This window comes from Modestobacter sp. DSM 44400 (assembly GCF_900107175.1).
GTDB lineage: Bacteria > Actinomycetota > Actinomycetes > Mycobacteriales > Geodermatophilaceae > Modestobacter.
In genome coordinates this window covers 126,274-140,622 of record NZ_FNOZ01000009.1, presented here as the reverse complement: position 1 = coordinate 140,622, position 14,349 = coordinate 126,274, and the positions used below count along the sequence as shown (strand labels likewise).

Annotated in this window: 15 protein-coding genes; 6 read left to right on the top strand and 9 right to left on the bottom strand. The window is 73.3% G+C overall.

Annotation, left to right across the window (positions count from 1 at the left end; all coding sequences use genetic code 11):
* The coding region (locus tag BLW04_RS08660; RefSeq protein ID WP_139306779.1) for an integrase core domain-containing protein at positions 1-290 on the top strand (290 nt) is incomplete at its 5' end.
* A 394-nt stretch (positions 291-684) separates the two neighbouring features.
* Here BLW04_RS08660 and BLW04_RS08650 read toward each other — a convergent pair.
* The 6 genes from BLW04_RS08650 to BLW04_RS08625 all read right to left on the bottom strand — a co-directional run bounded on the left by BLW04_RS08650 (position 685) and on the right by BLW04_RS08625 (position 8,423).
* The gene (locus BLW04_RS08650) at positions 685-1,662 is read right to left on the bottom strand and encodes an NAD-dependent epimerase/dehydratase family protein (RefSeq protein WP_091538662.1); all 978 of its coding nucleotides are present in this window, start codon (positions 1,660-1,662) and stop codon (positions 685-687) included.
* On the bottom strand, positions 1,659-4,163 hold the full coding sequence (locus BLW04_RS08645) for an alpha/beta fold hydrolase (protein ID WP_254781188.1): 2,505 nt from the start codon (positions 4,161-4,163) through the stop codon (positions 1,659-1,661). Before BLW04_RS08645 ends, BLW04_RS08650 begins: the two co-directional genes overlap by 4 nt.
* Positions 4,160-5,185 (bottom strand): 3-oxoacyl-ACP synthase III, encoded by a 1,026-nt coding sequence (locus BLW04_RS08640; RefSeq protein ID WP_091538739.1) that lies wholly within the window; start codon positions 5,183-5,185, stop codon positions 4,160-4,162. The genes BLW04_RS08645 and BLW04_RS08640 overlap by 4 nt, the downstream gene beginning before the upstream one ends.
* A gap of 138 nt (positions 5,186-5,323) precedes the next feature.
* Positions 5,324-6,910, bottom strand: coding sequence for a tripartite tricarboxylate transporter permease (locus tag BLW04_RS08635; RefSeq protein WP_091538659.1), 1,587 nt, complete (start codon positions 6,908-6,910; stop codon positions 5,324-5,326).
* On the bottom strand, positions 6,910-7,422 hold the full coding sequence (locus tag BLW04_RS08630; RefSeq protein ID WP_091538656.1) for a tripartite tricarboxylate transporter TctB family protein: 513 nt from the start codon (positions 7,420-7,422) through the stop codon (positions 6,910-6,912). Before BLW04_RS08630 ends, BLW04_RS08635 begins: the two co-directional genes overlap by 1 nt.
* Entirely contained in the window at positions 7,419-8,423 is a 1,005-nt protein-coding gene (locus tag BLW04_RS08625) for a Bug family tripartite tricarboxylate transporter substrate binding protein (RefSeq protein ID WP_091538652.1), read from the bottom strand. The genes BLW04_RS08630 and BLW04_RS08625 overlap by 4 nt, the downstream gene beginning before the upstream one ends.
* Positions 8,424-8,716: 293 nt before the next feature.
* On the opposite strand from BLW04_RS08625, the gene BLW04_RS08620 reads away from it, so the two are divergent.
* The 3 genes from BLW04_RS08620 to BLW04_RS08610 are packed head-to-tail and all read left to right on the top strand — an operon-like array spanning position 8,717 to position 11,307.
* Positions 8,717-10,162, top strand: coding sequence for a sensor histidine kinase (locus BLW04_RS08620; RefSeq protein ID WP_254781187.1), 1,446 nt, complete (start codon positions 8,717-8,719; stop codon positions 10,160-10,162).
* A complete protein-coding gene (locus BLW04_RS08615) occupies positions 10,159-10,866 on the top strand; it encodes a response regulator (protein ID WP_091538647.1) in 708 nt (235 codons plus the stop codon). The genes BLW04_RS08620 and BLW04_RS08615 overlap by 4 nt, the downstream gene beginning before the upstream one ends.
* Positions 10,867-10,911: 45 nt before the next feature.
* Positions 10,912-11,307: a universal stress protein gene (locus tag BLW04_RS08610; protein WP_091538643.1), complete on the top strand. Its 396-nt coding sequence runs from the start codon at positions 10,912-10,914 to the stop codon at positions 11,305-11,307.
* Here BLW04_RS08610 and BLW04_RS08605 read toward each other — a convergent pair.
* Both BLW04_RS08605 and BLW04_RS08600 read right to left on the bottom strand, forming a co-directional pair.
* Entirely contained in the window at positions 11,301-12,023 is a 723-nt protein-coding gene (locus BLW04_RS08605; protein WP_091538638.1) for a GntR family transcriptional regulator, read from the bottom strand. The two genes, BLW04_RS08610 and BLW04_RS08605, sit on opposite strands and share 7 nt — an antisense overlap.
* Positions 12,020-13,105 carry an Ldh family oxidoreductase gene (locus BLW04_RS08600; RefSeq protein WP_091538635.1) on the bottom strand — a complete coding sequence of 362 codons (1,086 nt, stop codon included), beginning with the start codon at positions 13,103-13,105 and terminating at the stop codon, positions 12,020-12,022. Before BLW04_RS08600 ends, BLW04_RS08605 begins: the two co-directional genes overlap by 4 nt.
* Before the next feature lie 72 nt (positions 13,106-13,177).
* On the opposite strand from BLW04_RS08600, the gene BLW04_RS08595 reads away from it, so the two are divergent.
* Both BLW04_RS08595 and BLW04_RS08590 read left to right on the top strand, forming a co-directional pair.
* Positions 13,178-13,495, top strand: a complete 318-nt coding sequence (locus BLW04_RS08595; RefSeq protein ID WP_091538631.1) for a putative quinol monooxygenase — start codon at positions 13,178-13,180, stop codon at positions 13,493-13,495.
* On the top strand, positions 13,492-13,929 hold the full coding sequence (locus tag BLW04_RS08590; RefSeq protein WP_091538627.1) for a cupin domain-containing protein: 438 nt from the start codon (positions 13,492-13,494) through the stop codon (positions 13,927-13,929). The genes BLW04_RS08595 and BLW04_RS08590 overlap by 4 nt, the downstream gene beginning before the upstream one ends.
* A gap of 13 nt (positions 13,930-13,942) precedes the next feature.
* On the opposite strand, the gene BLW04_RS26605 is transcribed toward BLW04_RS08590, so the two are convergent.
* On the bottom strand, positions 13,943-14,248 hold the full coding sequence (locus BLW04_RS26605; RefSeq protein ID WP_175483962.1) for an HNH endonuclease signature motif containing protein: 306 nt from the start codon (positions 14,246-14,248) through the stop codon (positions 13,943-13,945).
* Between the last annotated feature and the right edge of the window lie 101 nt (positions 14,249-14,349).

Genomic DNA, 14,349 nt, shown 5'->3' with positions numbered 1-14,349 from the left:
GCAGCTACCAGCTCGAACGGGAACTGAGACGTCACGGCGCCCTGGCCAGCATGGGATCGGTCGCGGATTGCTACGACAACGCCATGGCGGAGAGCGTCTTCGCGACCATCGAGTGCGAACTGTTCGACCAGCAGCCACGCGGCCGGTTTGAGACTCGGCGGCAGGCCAAGCTCGCCGTCTTCGACTACCTCGAGACCTTCTACAACCCGCGCCGCCGGCACTCCTCCCTCGGCCAGGTCTCACCCGCTCGTTTCGAGCAGGCGCACACTGCACGAAAAGCTGCGGCCTAATCCGTGTCCGCAGTGACGAGGTGTCCGCGAAAGCGGGTCAACTCCACCCACGACCTTCTCCTTCGTACTCGGCGCCTCCACGATCCCGTTCGCCTTCAACGTGGTGCATTCCTGGAAGCACGGGCCGCAGGCGCTGCGCGATGACCCCTGGGGGCACGGCAACTCCCTGGAGTGGGCGGCGTCCTCCCCGCCGCCGCGGCACAACTACCTCGCAATCCCGCGGATCCGCTCTGAACGACCCGCGTTCGAGCTGCACTACCCACACCTGCAGGAGCGGTTGCAGGCCGAGGCGCACGCCGGCAAGCGCCGCGAGCCGTATGCCAGCGAATCCGCCGGCGACACCGGGAAGCGGCAGGGGCCCAATGACCCCGTCCCACGTGAGGCGCCGCCGGCGTCAGGCCGCTGTCGGGGTCGGGACCGCGTACCAGCGGGACAGCCGGGTGAACCCTTCCGCCAGGTCGACCTGCGGCCGCCAGGCCAGCGCGGCTCGGGTACGCCGCTGGTCGAACCAGTGCGCGGTGGCCAGCTGCTCGGCCAGGAAGCGGGTCAGCGGCGGCGTGGTGGTGCGCCGGGTCAGCGCCCATCCGGCTTCGACCGCGGCGCCGGCCAGCCAGGCGGCCCGGAACGGAACGGCTCCCCGCGGCCCGGGCACCGCGGCCGCGGCGCACAGCCGTTCGAGGACCTCACCGACCGGACGCGGTTCGCCGTTCGACACGACCAGCGCCTCGCCGTGCGCTGCCGCATCGACCGCGGCGACCAGTGCAGACGCGGCGTTGTCGACGTACGTGGTGTCGATGAGGGCCGCGCCGGAGCCGATCAGCGGCAGCCGCCCGGCTCTCGCCCGCTCGACGATCCGGGCCACCAGCTGCGTGTCGCCCGGCCCCCACACCAGGTGCGGGCGGACGGCGAGCACGCCCAGCGAGGGTGCGTCCGCGGCCAGCGCGTCCAGCTCGGCCACCGCCTTGGACCGCGCGTAGTTGCCCCGGGCGCCCGCGGGGTCGGCGGGCCCGGCGCCGACACCGACCAGCGCCGAACCGGCGTGCGCCACCGACGGGGACGACACGTGCACCAGCCGGCCGACACCGGCGGACCGGCAGGCGGCGACCACCGTGCGGGTGCCGTCGACGTTCGCCCGGGCGTACTCGGCCCAGTGGCCGACCACGTCGACCTTGGCGGCCAGGTGGACGACGGCGTCCTGGCCGCCCGCCGCGCGGCGCACAAGGGCATCGTCGGCGATGTCGCCGAGCACCTCGGCGCAGGGCAGCCCGGCCGGCCGGCGCTGCAGGACGGTCACGTCGTCGCCGCGGGCGATGAGCTGGTCGGCCGTCGCCCGGCCGAGCATCCCGCTGGCGCCGGTGACCAGCACCCTCACGGTCGGGCGCCGGCCAGCAGCCGGCCCGCCCGGCGGGCGACCTCGGCCCGGTCGACCTTGGACTGGTGGCGGACGTCGACCGGCAGCCGGGCCGCCACCAGCACCGCGGCGACCTCCGTGCCGGCGGCGGCCCGCACCGCATCGGCGAGCGACGTATCGGCCAGTTCCAGCCCTCGGCGCCGCGACCGCGGGACGGCGGTCACGACGACGACCACCACCACCTGGGCGCCGACCGGCCCGACCCCGACCACCGCGGCGGCCCGGACGCCGTCCAGCTGCTCCACGCGCTGCTCCACCCCGACCGGGGTGACCACGCCGGCGGCGGTGCTGACCACGTGCGGCAGCCGGCCCTCGATCCACAGCCGGCCGGCCTCGTCCAGGTGTCCGACGTCGCCGGTGCGGTGCCAGCCGGGGTTCCGGGACGACGCGCGCTCGGTGGCCCACAGCGCGTCGTACCGGTCCTTGACGTGCGCGGCGCGGACGCAGACCTCGCCGGTCCGGCCCGCCTCCTCGGTCAGCGGGCCGTCGGCGAGGCCGGCCGGCGACAGTGGGCTCAGCCGGACCTGGACGCCGGGCAGTGGCCGGCCGACGCAGACGCCCTCGCCCTCGCCGGCGGCCTCGATCTCGCCGGCCTCCACGTCGGTGACCGGCAGCGCCTCGGTCATCCCGTACGGCGTGTGCGCCGACGCCGCAGGCAGGACCTCGCGCACCGCGCGGAGCAGCGCGGAGGGGACCGGGGCCCCGGCCGACATCAGCAGCCGGACCCGGTCCAGCGCCGCGCGGTGCCGCGCCGACAGCCCGGCACCGGTCTCGGCCACGCGGCGCAGGGCGGCGGGGGAGGCGAAGACGACGGTGGCGTCGACCGCGGCGGCGGCCTCGGCCAGCGCTGTCGCGGTGAGCGTGCCCGGTGCCGTCACGTCGATGTCGGGCACCGCGGAGCCGATGCCCAGCGCCGGCCCGAGCAGGGCGAACGGGGCGAAGGCGGCCACGAACCGGTCGTCGGGGGTGAGCCGGTAGGTGGCGCGCACCAGTTCGAGCTGGGCCAGGACCTGCCGATGGGTGTAGACGACGCCCTTGGCCGGGCCGGTGGCGCCGGAGGTGAACACCACGGCGCAGTCGTCGTCCGGGGCGCCGCCGGCGGGTGCGGGCGCGCTGTGGCCCCGCTCGGCGAGATCGGGCAGGTCGCCGACCGGGATGCGCGAGCCGGGCAGCAGCATCAACCGGGCCGCGGCGAGCCCCGCCCGGCTGCCGATGACGTGGTCGACGGACGCGCTGCGCAGCGCCCGGCGCATGCCGGACAGGCCGAGTCCCTTGTCGGCCACCACGATGACGCCGCCGGCCCGCCACACCGCGTAGACGGCGGCGGTCAGGTCGGCCGAGGGCTCGACGAGCAGCGCGACCCGGTGTCCCGGGCGCACGCCGGCGGCGGCGAGCCCGGCGGCGAGGTCCTCGACGCGGCGGGCGAGCTGTACCCAGCTGGTGGTCGACCCGCCCACCTCGACCACCGCCGGGGAGTCGTCGTCCGCCCGGTCGGTGAGCGCGGACCACAGCCGCCGGCCGGCGGTCGGCTCCGCTGCCGGCGCCGCGGGAGGGGCCGCCGTGTCGAGGTCGGTCACCCACTGGACGACGGCCCCGGCGTACTGCGGCGCGTCCTCGGGGAGCAGGTGCGAGGCGCCCTCGTAGCGGTGCAGCTGTGCCTGCGGCAGCCGCTTCCGGAGGTCGGCCAGGTACCTCTCGGCGAACACCGGGTCGCGCGGCCCCCACAGCAGCAGCGCCGGGACGTCGAGCGTGCGGATGCCCTCGGCGATTGCCTCCTGTACCCGGCGGGACGGGTGGCCGCGGTGGAACGGGATGTCGGCGACGAAGTTCCCGACCGACCGGCGCCGGGCGGCCGTCCGGTAGGGCGCGGCGAAGGCGTTGCGGACGTCGGCCGGCAGCGGGGGCCAGGACAGCGCGGTCGCCGCCCGGACGAAGACCGGCGTGCCGACGGTGATCGCCGCGCGGACGCCGGGGGCGTGCGCGAGCCGGATCAAAGCCGGGCCGAGGTCGCCCGGCGGCATGGCGACCGCGGTGTTGCCGAGGACGACGCCGCGCAGCTGTGCCCGGTGGTCGAGCGCCCAGCCGAGGGAGATGACCCCGCCCCAGTCGTGCCCGACGGTGACCACCGGCCCGGTCACCCCGAGCGCATCGGTGAGGTCGCCGAGGTCGGTGACCCGTTGGGCGAGGCTGCGTGGCTCGGACAGCCGCTGCGACCACCCCATGCCCAGGTGGTCGGGAGCGACCACCCGCCAGCCGGGCGGGGCGCCGGCGAGCAGCCGGCGCCAGAGGTAGGACCACGTGGGGTTGCCGTGGATGCACAGCAGCGTGCCCACCGGCTCCCGGACGCCGTTGTCCAGGACGTGCCAGGTGTGCTTGACCCCGGCCGAGTCGGCGACGGTGACCGATCGGGACCACGCGGGGTCGAGACCGGGCAGCGCGGGGGGCAGGTCGGGGGCGGTCACCAGGCAATCTCGAGGCAGCAGGCGTTGAGGCCGGAGCCGATGCCCATCAGCAGGACGCGGTCGCCGTCGACGAGGGTGTCCACTTCGCCGGCCAGGGTGACCGGCACCGACGCGGGGCCGATGTTGCCGCGCTCGGGGAACGTCCGGGGCACCCGGGTCGGGTCGATGCCCAGCCGCGTACAGATCGCATCGGTGTGCACCTGGGAGACCTGGTGGATGACGTAGCGGTCCATGCCCTGCGACCAGTCGAAGTCCGCCGCGGCCTCGGTCCAGAGGTCCTCGGACAGCTGGAGGCCGGCGTCGAGCAGGCCCTTGAGGTCGGTGGTCATGCCGTCGTTGTCGCCGATGCACAGCTGGTGGTGCTCGGTGCCCGCCCGGCTGACCGCCGCGACGACGCGGTGGCCCTCGGGGTGCCGGTCGGCCCGACCCAGCACCATGGCCGCGGCACCGGAGCCGAGGGTGAGGGTGGCGAACTGGGAGATGACGTCGCGGGACGTCGTCCCCGGGCGGGACAGGTTGTCGAGGGTGATCTCCTGGACGGTCTGGGCGTCCTCACCGTTGACGACGAGCACATAGTCGACGAAGCCCGCGTCGATCATCGCGCCGGCCAGTTCGATGCCGTTGACGAACCCCAGGCAGGCGTTGGTGATGTCGAAATTCTGGCACGAGCTCGGCAGCCCGAGGGCGTGGTGCACCGCCGTGGCCGTCGAGGGCTCGAGGTGCTGGCGGCTCACCGAAGTGTTGACCATCAGGCCGATGTCGGAGGGGTCGATGCCGCTTTCGCTGATGGCCTTGGCCCCGGCCATGGCCGCGCCGTCGACGAAGGTGACGCCGTCAGGCCACCAGCGTCGTTCGCGGATGCCGACGAGCCGCTCGAGCAGGCCCGGTCGCAGCCGTACCCGCTGGTAGGTGTCGGTCAGGCGCTCGTCCAGCTCCGCGGAGGTGACGACGCGGGCGGCGTCGGCGGTCTGCACGGTGAGGACGGCGGTGTTGGAGAAACGGTGGGTCGTGTTGCCGCGCATCGCAGGTCCTGTCGAGTAGAGATCGGCTCCATACTCGTACGGCGCCCTGAAAGAGTTCCCAGTACCCCGGGTGGACGGGCGGTATGCCCGACGACGAATGGCCGTCGCGGGCAGCTGCCCGCGACGGCCATCGCTCGCTCAGGCGCTCGGTGGGCGCCCGGCCCGTCCGTCGTCCGCGGCAACGACCTGCTCGTGGTGGTGGGTCTCCTCGAGGACCTCGCCGACCTCGGTCAGCACCGGCGGGGTGGCCTTGCGGGGGAGTAGCCGGCGCACCAGCGGGGACAGCAGCAGGAGCGCACTGATGACGAAGATGACCACCGACACCGGGGTCACCAGGCCGGAGAGGTCGCCGTTGCTGATCTGCAGCGCCTGACGCAGCTTCTCCTCGGCGAACGGCCCGAGGATCTCCCCGATGATGGCCGGCAGGACCGGGAGCCCGAAGCGCCGCATCAGAAAGCCCAGCGCACCGATGGCCAGCAGCAGGAAGAGGTCGAAGGACGACGCGTTCACCGAGTACGCGCCCAGGCTGGAGAAGAACAGGATCCCGGCGTAGAGGTAGGGTCGGGGGATCCGCAGCAGCCGCGCCCAGAGGGGTGCGAGCGGGAGGTTCAGCACCAGCAGCATCGTGTTGCCGATGAAGAGGCTGGCGATGAGGCCCCAGACCAGCACGGGCTCGGTCTCGAACAGTCGCGGACCGGGCTGGATGCCGTAGGTCCGCAGGGCGACCAGCAGCACCGCGGCGGTCGCCGTGGTGGGCAAACCCAGGGTCAGCATCGGCACGAGGCCGCCGGCGGCCGACGCGTTGTTGGTCGCCTCGGGGCCGGCGACGCCCTCGATCGCGCCGTGGCCGAACTCCTCCGGGTGCTGGGACAGCTTCTTCTCGGTGACGTAGGAGAGGAACGTCGGGATCTCCGCGCCGCCGGCCGGGATGGCACCGAACGGGAAGCCGATCGCCGTGCCGCGCAGCCACGGCTTCCAGGACCGGCGCCAGTCCTCCCGGCTCATCCGGGGAGTGCCGACCGGGATGACCTCGATCGGCCGGCGGCGCAGGTGGGCGGCGGTCCACAGCGCCTCGCCGACGGCGAAGAGCCCGACGGCCACGATTACGATGTCGATGCCGTCGGCCAGCTGGGGGACGCCGAAGGTGAGCCGCTGCTGACCCGAGGTGGCGTCGATGCCGATGAGCCCGATGGTCAGACCCAGACCGAGGGAGGCGAGCCCGCGGACCCGGGAGCTGCCGAGCACGGACGTGATCGCGATGAAGGCCAGCAGGATGACGGCGAAGTAGTCGGCCGGACCGATCTTGATGGCGAGCCGGGCGACGGTCGGCGCGAGCAGCGCCAGCAGCAGCGTCGCGATGGTGCCGGCGACGAACGAGCCGATGGCGGCCGTGGCGAGGGCCTGGGCCGCCCTGCCGTTCTTGGCCATCTTGTTGCCCTCGATGGCGGTCACCACCGAAGCGCTCTCACCCGGGGTGTTGAGCAGGATCGAGGTGGTGGAGCCGCCGTACATGCCGCCGTAGTAGATGCCGGCGAACATGATGATGGCGCTGGTGGCGGGCAGGGCGTACGTCAGCGGCAGCAGCAGGGCCACCGTCATGGCCGGCCCGATGCCCGGGAGCACGCCGATCGCGGTGCCCAGCAGCACGCCGAGGAAGGCGTAGAGCAGGTTCTCCGGCGTCAGGGCGGTGCCGAAGCCGTTGATCAGCTGGGTGAGTGCGTCCATCAGAGAATCCCCCTCAGGATGCCCACGGGCAGGCCGATGCCCAGACCGAGGACGAACAGGTACCAGGAACCCACGGACAGCACGAGCGAGATCACCGCGTCCCGGACGTAGTGCCGGCTGCCCAGGGCGAAGGCGGTGCCCCAGAACAGGATCGCGCCGGAGATCGGCCAGCCCAGGCCCTCGATGAGCAGCGCGTTCGCCGCGAACGCGGCCACGAGCAGGCCGATCGTGAGCCAGTCGCTGCCGCCGGCCAGCTCGACGTCCTCGCCGCCCTCCGGCTCGCCGCGTCCGCACCGGGCGACGTCGACGCCGAGCAGGACGGCGACGATCACCAGCAGGCTGCCGACCACCACGGGCACCGCCGCGGGGCCGACCGGTCCGCGGGCGATCAGGCTGTCCGGCAGGAGCAGCGCCTCGACGATGACGAGCACGCCGAGCGCACCCAGGAACAGGGCCACCCCGAACTCGGAGCGGCCCTGTTCCGGAGCGCTGCCGGGGGCGGCAGAGGTCACGCCAGCCCCAGCTCGCTCAGCACGCTGGCCACGCGCTTGCTCTCGCTGGTGAGGTACGTGCCGAACTCGTCGCCGGTCAGAAAGGCGTCGGTCCAGCCGTTGTCCGCGAGCGCCTTCTTCCAGCCGTCGCTGTCGTGCATCGCGGTGACCATGTCGATGAACGCCGACGTCTGGGCGTCGTCCAGGCCGGGAGGCGCCACGAGGCCGCGCCAGTTGGTGAAGACCAGGTCGACGCCCTCGTCGGTCAGGGTCGGGGCGTCCACGTCCGGGACGGCCTGCTCGCTGGTGACGGCGAGGATCCGGACGTCACCGGCGGCGGCCTGCTCGGCCACCTCGCCGACGCCGGTCGCGCCGAAGGCGATCTGGTTGCCCAGGATGGCGGCCAGCAGCTCGCCGCCGCCGTCGTACGCCACGTAGTTGACGGACGTCGCGTCCAGCCCCACGGCCTGCGCCAGGAGCATCGAGGTCAGGTGGTCGGGACCACCGGGGTTCGACGCGCCACCGACGGGCACGTTGCCCGGGTCGGCCTTCCACGCGGTGACCAGGTCGTCGAGCGTCTTGTAGGGCGAGCCGGCCGGGACGACGATCGCCTCGGATTCCTCGATCAGCTTGGCCACCGGGGTGGTCTGGTCCAGTGTGGCCTCGGACTTGTTGGTGTACGAGGCGCCCACGACACCCAGGCCCATCTGCATGAGCAGCTTGTCGTTGCCCTTCTCGTTCACCAGGCGCTGGAGACCGACCGTCCCGCCGGCACCCTCGAGGTTGAACACCTCGATGCCGGAGGCGATGTCGTCGTCCTCCTGAACCTGGGCGACCGCCCGGGCGGTGGTGTCGTAGCCGCTGCCGGGGGAGTTCGGGACCATCAGCCGCAGGCCGGTGACCGGGCCGTCCCCGCTGCCTCCTGATGCCGATCCGCCGTCGGCGGTGGTGCCGCAGCCGGTGAGCAGCAGACCGGCGGCAACGGTGCCGGCGGCGAGCTTCCGCAGGGAAGCAGAGCGCATGTCGTCCTCCTGTGTGTCGGGCGGGTGACCGCCGCGTGCAGGGAACATGGCAACCGGCGCGGCACGTGTCACGCTTGCGTGCGCATTGGGCTTTGTGGTCGTTGTGTCCACGCTCACAGCCCTCGACCCCGCCCCGACGTCAGGAGGACACGTGACCCGGCGCCTCTCCCTCGCGGGGCAGTTGCTGGCGCTGCAGGTGGTGATCATCTGCGTCGTCCTGGTGGGCGTGGGCGCGGTCTCGGTCGCCCAGTCGACGCAGCGGGGAGGAGACGGAGGGCCGGCGCGCACTGGCGGTGGCCGAGACCCTGGCCAACACCCGCGCCGTCCGGGAGGCGATGGCGGACGGCGAGGTGGCCTACGTCCGGGTGGCGGCGGAGAGCACCCGCAGCGTCTCCGGTTCGGCCTCGGTGGTGGTCGCCCATGCCGACCGGACGGTGCTCGCCTCCGCGGACCCGGCCGAACTGGGCACCCGGCTGCGGCTGGGGAACAGCACGGTTCTGGAGGGCCGGGCCTGGACCGGCGACCGGCCCACCGGCGACGGGCGGGCCGCCGTGGCGATGGTCCCGATCATCGGCGACCGCGGGCAGGGCCGCCTGCTGGGCTTCGTGGCGGTGACGCGGGAGTACCCGTCGCTGGTGGAGGGGCTGGCCAGTGCGATGCCGAACCTGCTGACCTACCTCGGACTGGCCAGCGCGATCGGCATCCTGGGGTCGTTGCTGGTGGCCCGCCGGGTCAAGCGCCAGACCCTCGGCCTGGAGCCGGCGGAGATCACCGGACTGGTCGAGCACCGGGACGCGATGCTGCACGGCATCCGGGAGGGCGTGGTGGGGCTGGACCTGCGCGGCCGGGTGACCCTGGTCAACGACGAGGCGGTCCGATTGCTGCACATCCCCGGCGACGCCCTGGGTCGCTCGCTGGACGACCTCGGGGTCGGCGCGGACGTCCGGGACGCCCTGCTCAGCGGCGACGTGGAGCGGGACCGGGCCGTCGCGGCCGCCGGCCGGGTGCTCGTCGTGAACCGGGTGTCGATCTCCAACCGCGGCCGGGCCATCGGTTCGGTGACCACGCTGCGCGACCGGACCGAGCTGCTCGAGCTGCGCCGCGAGCTCGACCTCACCCGGCACGTCACCGACACGCTGCGCGCCCAGGCACACGAGTTCAGCAACCGGCTGCACACCATCGCGGGGCTGATCGAGCTCGGGGAGGCGGACGAGGCCGTGCGGTTCGTGCACCGGATCAGCTCCAGCCGGTCGGAGTTCAGCGCGGCGGTGACCGATGCCGTCCGGGACCCCTCGATCGCCGCCCTGCTGATCGCCAAGGCCAGCCAGGCTGCGGAGCTGGGGGTGGAGCTGCGCATCGCGCCGGAGTCGTTTCTCCCGGTGCTCGACGACGAGCTGAGCACCGACGTCACCACCGTCGCCGGCAACCTGGTCGACAACGCCATGGACGCGGCCGCGACCGCGGCCGAACGCTGGGTCGAGGCGGGGTTGGGCCTCGTCGACGGAGAGGTCGAGGTGGTCGTGCGCGACTCGGGCGTGGGCGTGCCCCCCGGGATGGAGCGGGAGGTCTTCCGCCGCGGGGTGTCCACGAAGGAGGCGCCCGCCGGTCAGCGGGGGATCGGGCTGTCCCTGGTGCACCTGGTGTGCACCCGGCGCGGTGGGGACGTCACGGTGACCTCGCGCGGCGGGTCGAGGTTCACGGCGACGCTGCCGGTCACCGAAGCGCTGGTGCGGTCGTGATCGGCGTCCTCATCGTCGACGACGACTTCATGGTTGCCAAGGTCCACGCCGGCTTCGTCGCCGGGCTCGAGGGTTTCGAGGTCGTGGGCACGGCCGCCACCGGGGCGGCGGCGCTGGCCGAGATCGGCCGGCGCCGTCCCCATCTGGTGCTGCTGGACGTCTACCTCCCGGACATGACCGGGCTGGACGTCCTGCGGCAGCTGCGGGCGAGCGGGCCGCCGACCGACGTCATCGTGATCAGCGCCGCGCGGGACGTCGACAGCATCCGCAGTGCACTGCACGGCGGCGTCCTGCACTACCTCGTGAAGCCGTTCGACCGGCAGACGTTCGAGAACCGCCTGCTCGACTACGCGGCCCTGCGCAGTGACCTGGGCGGCCTCGCCGAAGCCGCGCAGACCGACGTCGACCGCCTGTTCACGCTGTCCCGCCGCGGCGGCACGGCCGTGGTCACCACGCCGAAGGGCATCGCCCCGGAGACGCTGGAACTGGTCTGGCAGGCCCTCGCCGACGCCGGGGTGGTGGGGTTGTCGGCCAGCGAGTGCAGCACCCGGACCGGCCTGGCCCGGGTGAGCGCCCGGCGGTACCTGGAACAGCTGGTCAGCCAGCAGGAGGCCGACGTCCGGCAGCGGTACGGCACGGCCGGGCGGCCGGAGCGCCGGTTCACCCTGCGCGGACGGCAACGCAACGACCGAAACGATCCTTAGGCACGCGATGCTGACGACCTGCGCGCGGTGCAGCAGGCTTGCGGCATGACCATCGTCGTGGGTTATGTGCCCACCCCCGAGGGGGAGGCGGCACTGACCGCTGCCATCGCCGAGGCGCGGCGCACCGGCGAACCGCTGCACGTCGTCAACTCCTCCCGGGGCGACGCGTTCGTCGACGGCCATTTCGCCTCGTCGGAGGCACTGGTGGCTGTTCGCGAGAAGCTGGACGCCACCGGGCTCGTCTACGGGGTCGAGCAGCAGGTGCGGGGTCGGGAAGGCGCCGAGGAGGTCGTCGCGGTCGCCGACCGGGTGCACGCCAGCGTCATCGTCATCGGCATGCGGCGGCGGACGCCGACCGGGAAGCTGCTCACCGGCAGCCAGGCGCAGCGCATCCTGCTGGACGCCAACTGCCCGGTGCTGGCGGTGAAGGCCTCCTACTGATCAGCCCCGGGTTGCAGGTCCATCGACCGGTCGCCGGGGCCGTCCAGCACGGTCGCGAAGATGGTCCGGACGCTTTGCGCCAGGTGGTCGGCGCACGCTGACGCCGCCTCGGCGCGGTCGCCGGTGAGGACGGCGTCGCACATCCGCAGGTGCTCGACCACGGAGGTCTCGATGCGCTCGGGGTCGGCGTGGGAGAGCCGGCGCAGCCGGGCGGTGTGCGGGCGCAGGTCGGCGATGGTGCGGCGCAGGTGCTCGTTCCTGGTCGCGTCGACGACCGTCGCGTCGAACCGGTAAGCGAGCTCGTAGAAGGCCGCGGATCGGGTGGCCGAGGGCGCCTCCTGCTGGAGCCGGGCGAACCCGGCGCGCAGGTGCGTGAGCGTCGACCGCACTCGGGGATCGGTCTGCGCCGCGTCGGCCGCCTGGCGCATCGCCTCGGACTCGAGCAGGGCGCGCAAGTCGAAGAGGTCGCGCACGCCCTGCGGGGAGATCCGCGAGACCCGGGCGCCCTGCCGGGGGACCAGGTCGACCAGCCCCTCCGCCGCCAGCCGCCGGAGCGCCTCGCGGACCGGCGTCCTGGAGGCGCCGGTGCGGCCGACCAGGGAGAGTTCCGACAGCGGGGTACCGGGGGTGAGCTCGCCGGACTCGATCTGCGCCTTGAGCTGACGGTGGACGTGGTCGGTCTTGCTCGCCTCGACGGCCGGCCGAGCCGTGGTCACGCCGCCGTCCCGGCCGGGAAGGGGACGCCCATCTCCGCGGACAGGCGTCTCAGGTCTGCCAGCGACTGCTCGGCCAGCTCGATTCCTCCAGCGGTGACGTTTGCCGCCTCCGAGCGGTCCTCCACCTCACCGGGGTAGAACACCTCGTCGAAGCCCTGCGCCAGGGGCACGCCCTTGACCTCGTCGATGAGCTGCTGCACGCGGGCCCGGTACCCGGTCGGGTCGCCGAACGCCGCAGGATCGAGGGCGAGGAGGAGGTGACCGCAGCCGCTGGGCTGCGCCGGCTCGTAGGGTCCGTGCACGCTGCTACCGACGCTGCTACCGACGCTGCTACCGACGCTGCTACCGGTCAGCGCGCCGGACAGCACGTCCATCAGAAAGGTGATCGCGTAGCCCTTGTGGCCGGCCATCGGCAGGATCACGCTGAGCACGCCCTCCGCCGGGTCGGTGGTCGGCGCGCCGTCGGGGCTGAGCGCCCAGGTGTCGGGGATGGGCTCGCCGCGGTTCTTCGCCAGGTGGACCTTGCCCCGGGCGACCGCGGTGTTGGCGATGTCGACCGCGACGACCCGGCCGTCCGGGCCCGGTGCCGCGATCGACCAGGGGTTGGTGCCGAGCACCCTCTCCCGGCCGCCCCAGGGAGCCATCGCCGGACTGGCATTGGTGGTCAGGACGGAGACGAAGCCGTCCCGGGCGGCCCGGCGGGTGAAGTACATGGCCGTGCCGAAGTGGTTGGAGTTGCGGACGCCGACGACTCCGACACCGTGCGTGCGGGCCCGGTCCACCGCCAGCACGCGGGCGCGCTCGGCCAGCACCTGCCCGATGCCGTGCCGGCCGTCCAGCAGGACGAGGGGACCGGTGTCGGAGAGGACGGCCGGGTCCGTGCGGGCGTTCATCGCACCGGTGCGCAGGCGGGCGACGTACCAGGAGAGTCGCAGGAGACCGTGCGACTGGTGGCCCCAGAGGTCGGCCTGGACGAGGCTGTCCGCCACGAGAGTGGCGTCGTCCGGGGGGACGCCTTCGGCGGTGAGCGCGGCCGTGCCGAACGCGCGCAGGGCCTCGGGGGCGATCCGTCCGGTGGTCATGGCGGGCTCTCTTGATCGACGGGCATCCTGTATACAGATTGGCATACATCCCGCCGTCGAGGGAGGCACCTCGTGTTCAGCCTGCTCGTCCAGGTCCAGGTCGTCCCCGAGCGACGGAAGGAGTTCCTCGCCGCGATCGCCGCCAACGCCGAGGCGTCGGTGCGCGACGAGCCTGGGTGCCTGCGGTTCGACGTGTGCGCGGTGGACTCCGACCCGGACCGCTTCGTCTTCTACGAGCTCTACGCCGACGAGGACGCCTTCGCCGCCCATCGGGCGTCCCCGCACTTCGCCGACTGGAGCACCGCGGCGGCCGCCATCCTCGTCCCGGACAGCCGGGTCAGCACAGCCGGCTCTGTGCTGTTCACCCACTCGGCCGAGAAGCGCGCGTGAGCGCCGGCCAGCCCCTACCTCCGTCGAAGGTGCTGCGTCCGGCGGAGATCGAGCGGTTCGACCGGGGCAACGGTGGCGTCACCATCCTGTTCGTCGGCAAGTGGAACGCCGAGGGGAACGCGGTCACCACCGGGATGACCGTCCTCTCACCGGGTACGGGGATCCCGCTGCACTCGCACAACGTCGAAGAGACGGTGCTGGTATTCGAGGGTGAGGCGACCGCGACGGTCGGGGACGAGCGGTTCGACCTGATCGCCGGACAGGCCACCTGGGTCCCGGCGGGCATCCCGCACTGCTTCGTCAACCGCGGCGACGGCGCGATGACCATCTACTGGGTGTACGGCGGCCGCGACGTCACCCGGACGATCACCGCCACCGGTGAGACGTTCGAGCACCTGTCGGACAGCGACCGCGGCGCCACCCCGGCGCACTGACGGCTGGCGCCCGTCAGAACGGGGCCGGGTCCTCATGGGGGAGGTCGGGTCGGCTGTCGAGGCGTGGCGGTGTGGTGCGGGCGGTGAGGTCGGTGGGGGTGGTGATGGTGAGGGTGCCGTCGGTCTGGAGGGTGTGGGTCCAGTCGGGGGCTTGGTGTTTGCCGCGGTGGTGGTGGGTGCAGTAGCCGGTGAGGTTCCCGGCGGCGGTGGGGCCGAGCGGGTAGGGCCGGTCGTGGTCGAGTTCGCCGGTGCGCACGGGCATGCGGCAGCCGGGGAACCGGCAGCGTTGGTCGCGGGCGCGGACGAACCGGTCGAGCATCTCCGACGGCCGGTAGGATCGCCCGCACCAGCCGCTGCGCCGCACCGCGCGGATCGCGGGCCAGCACCAGCCGCCGGGCCTTGTCCGCCACCTGCGCCGGC

Coding starts and splice junctions, on each gene's coding strand:
- BLW04_RS08640 (WP_091538739.1), bottom strand. CDS start 5,185: ATGCGCGGCAACACGACCCACCGTTTCTCCAACACCGCCGTCCTCACC.
- BLW04_RS08635 (WP_091538659.1), bottom strand. CDS start 6,910: ATGGACGCACTCACCCAGCTGATCAACGGCTTCGGCACCGCCCTGACG.
- BLW04_RS08625 (WP_091538652.1), bottom strand. CDS start 8,423: ATGCGCTCTGCTTCCCTGCGGAAGCTCGCCGCCGGCACCGTTGCCGCC.
- BLW04_RS08610 (WP_091538643.1), top strand. CDS start 10,912: ATGACCATCGTCGTGGGTTATGTGCCCACCCCCGAGGGGGAGGCGGCA.
- BLW04_RS08600 (WP_091538635.1), bottom strand. CDS start 13,105: ATGACCACCGGACGGATCGCCCCCGAGGCCCTGCGCGCGTTCGGCACG.
- BLW04_RS26605 (WP_175483962.1), bottom strand. CDS start 14,248: ATGCTCGACCGGTTCGTCCGCGCCCGCGACCAACGCTGCCGGTTCCCC.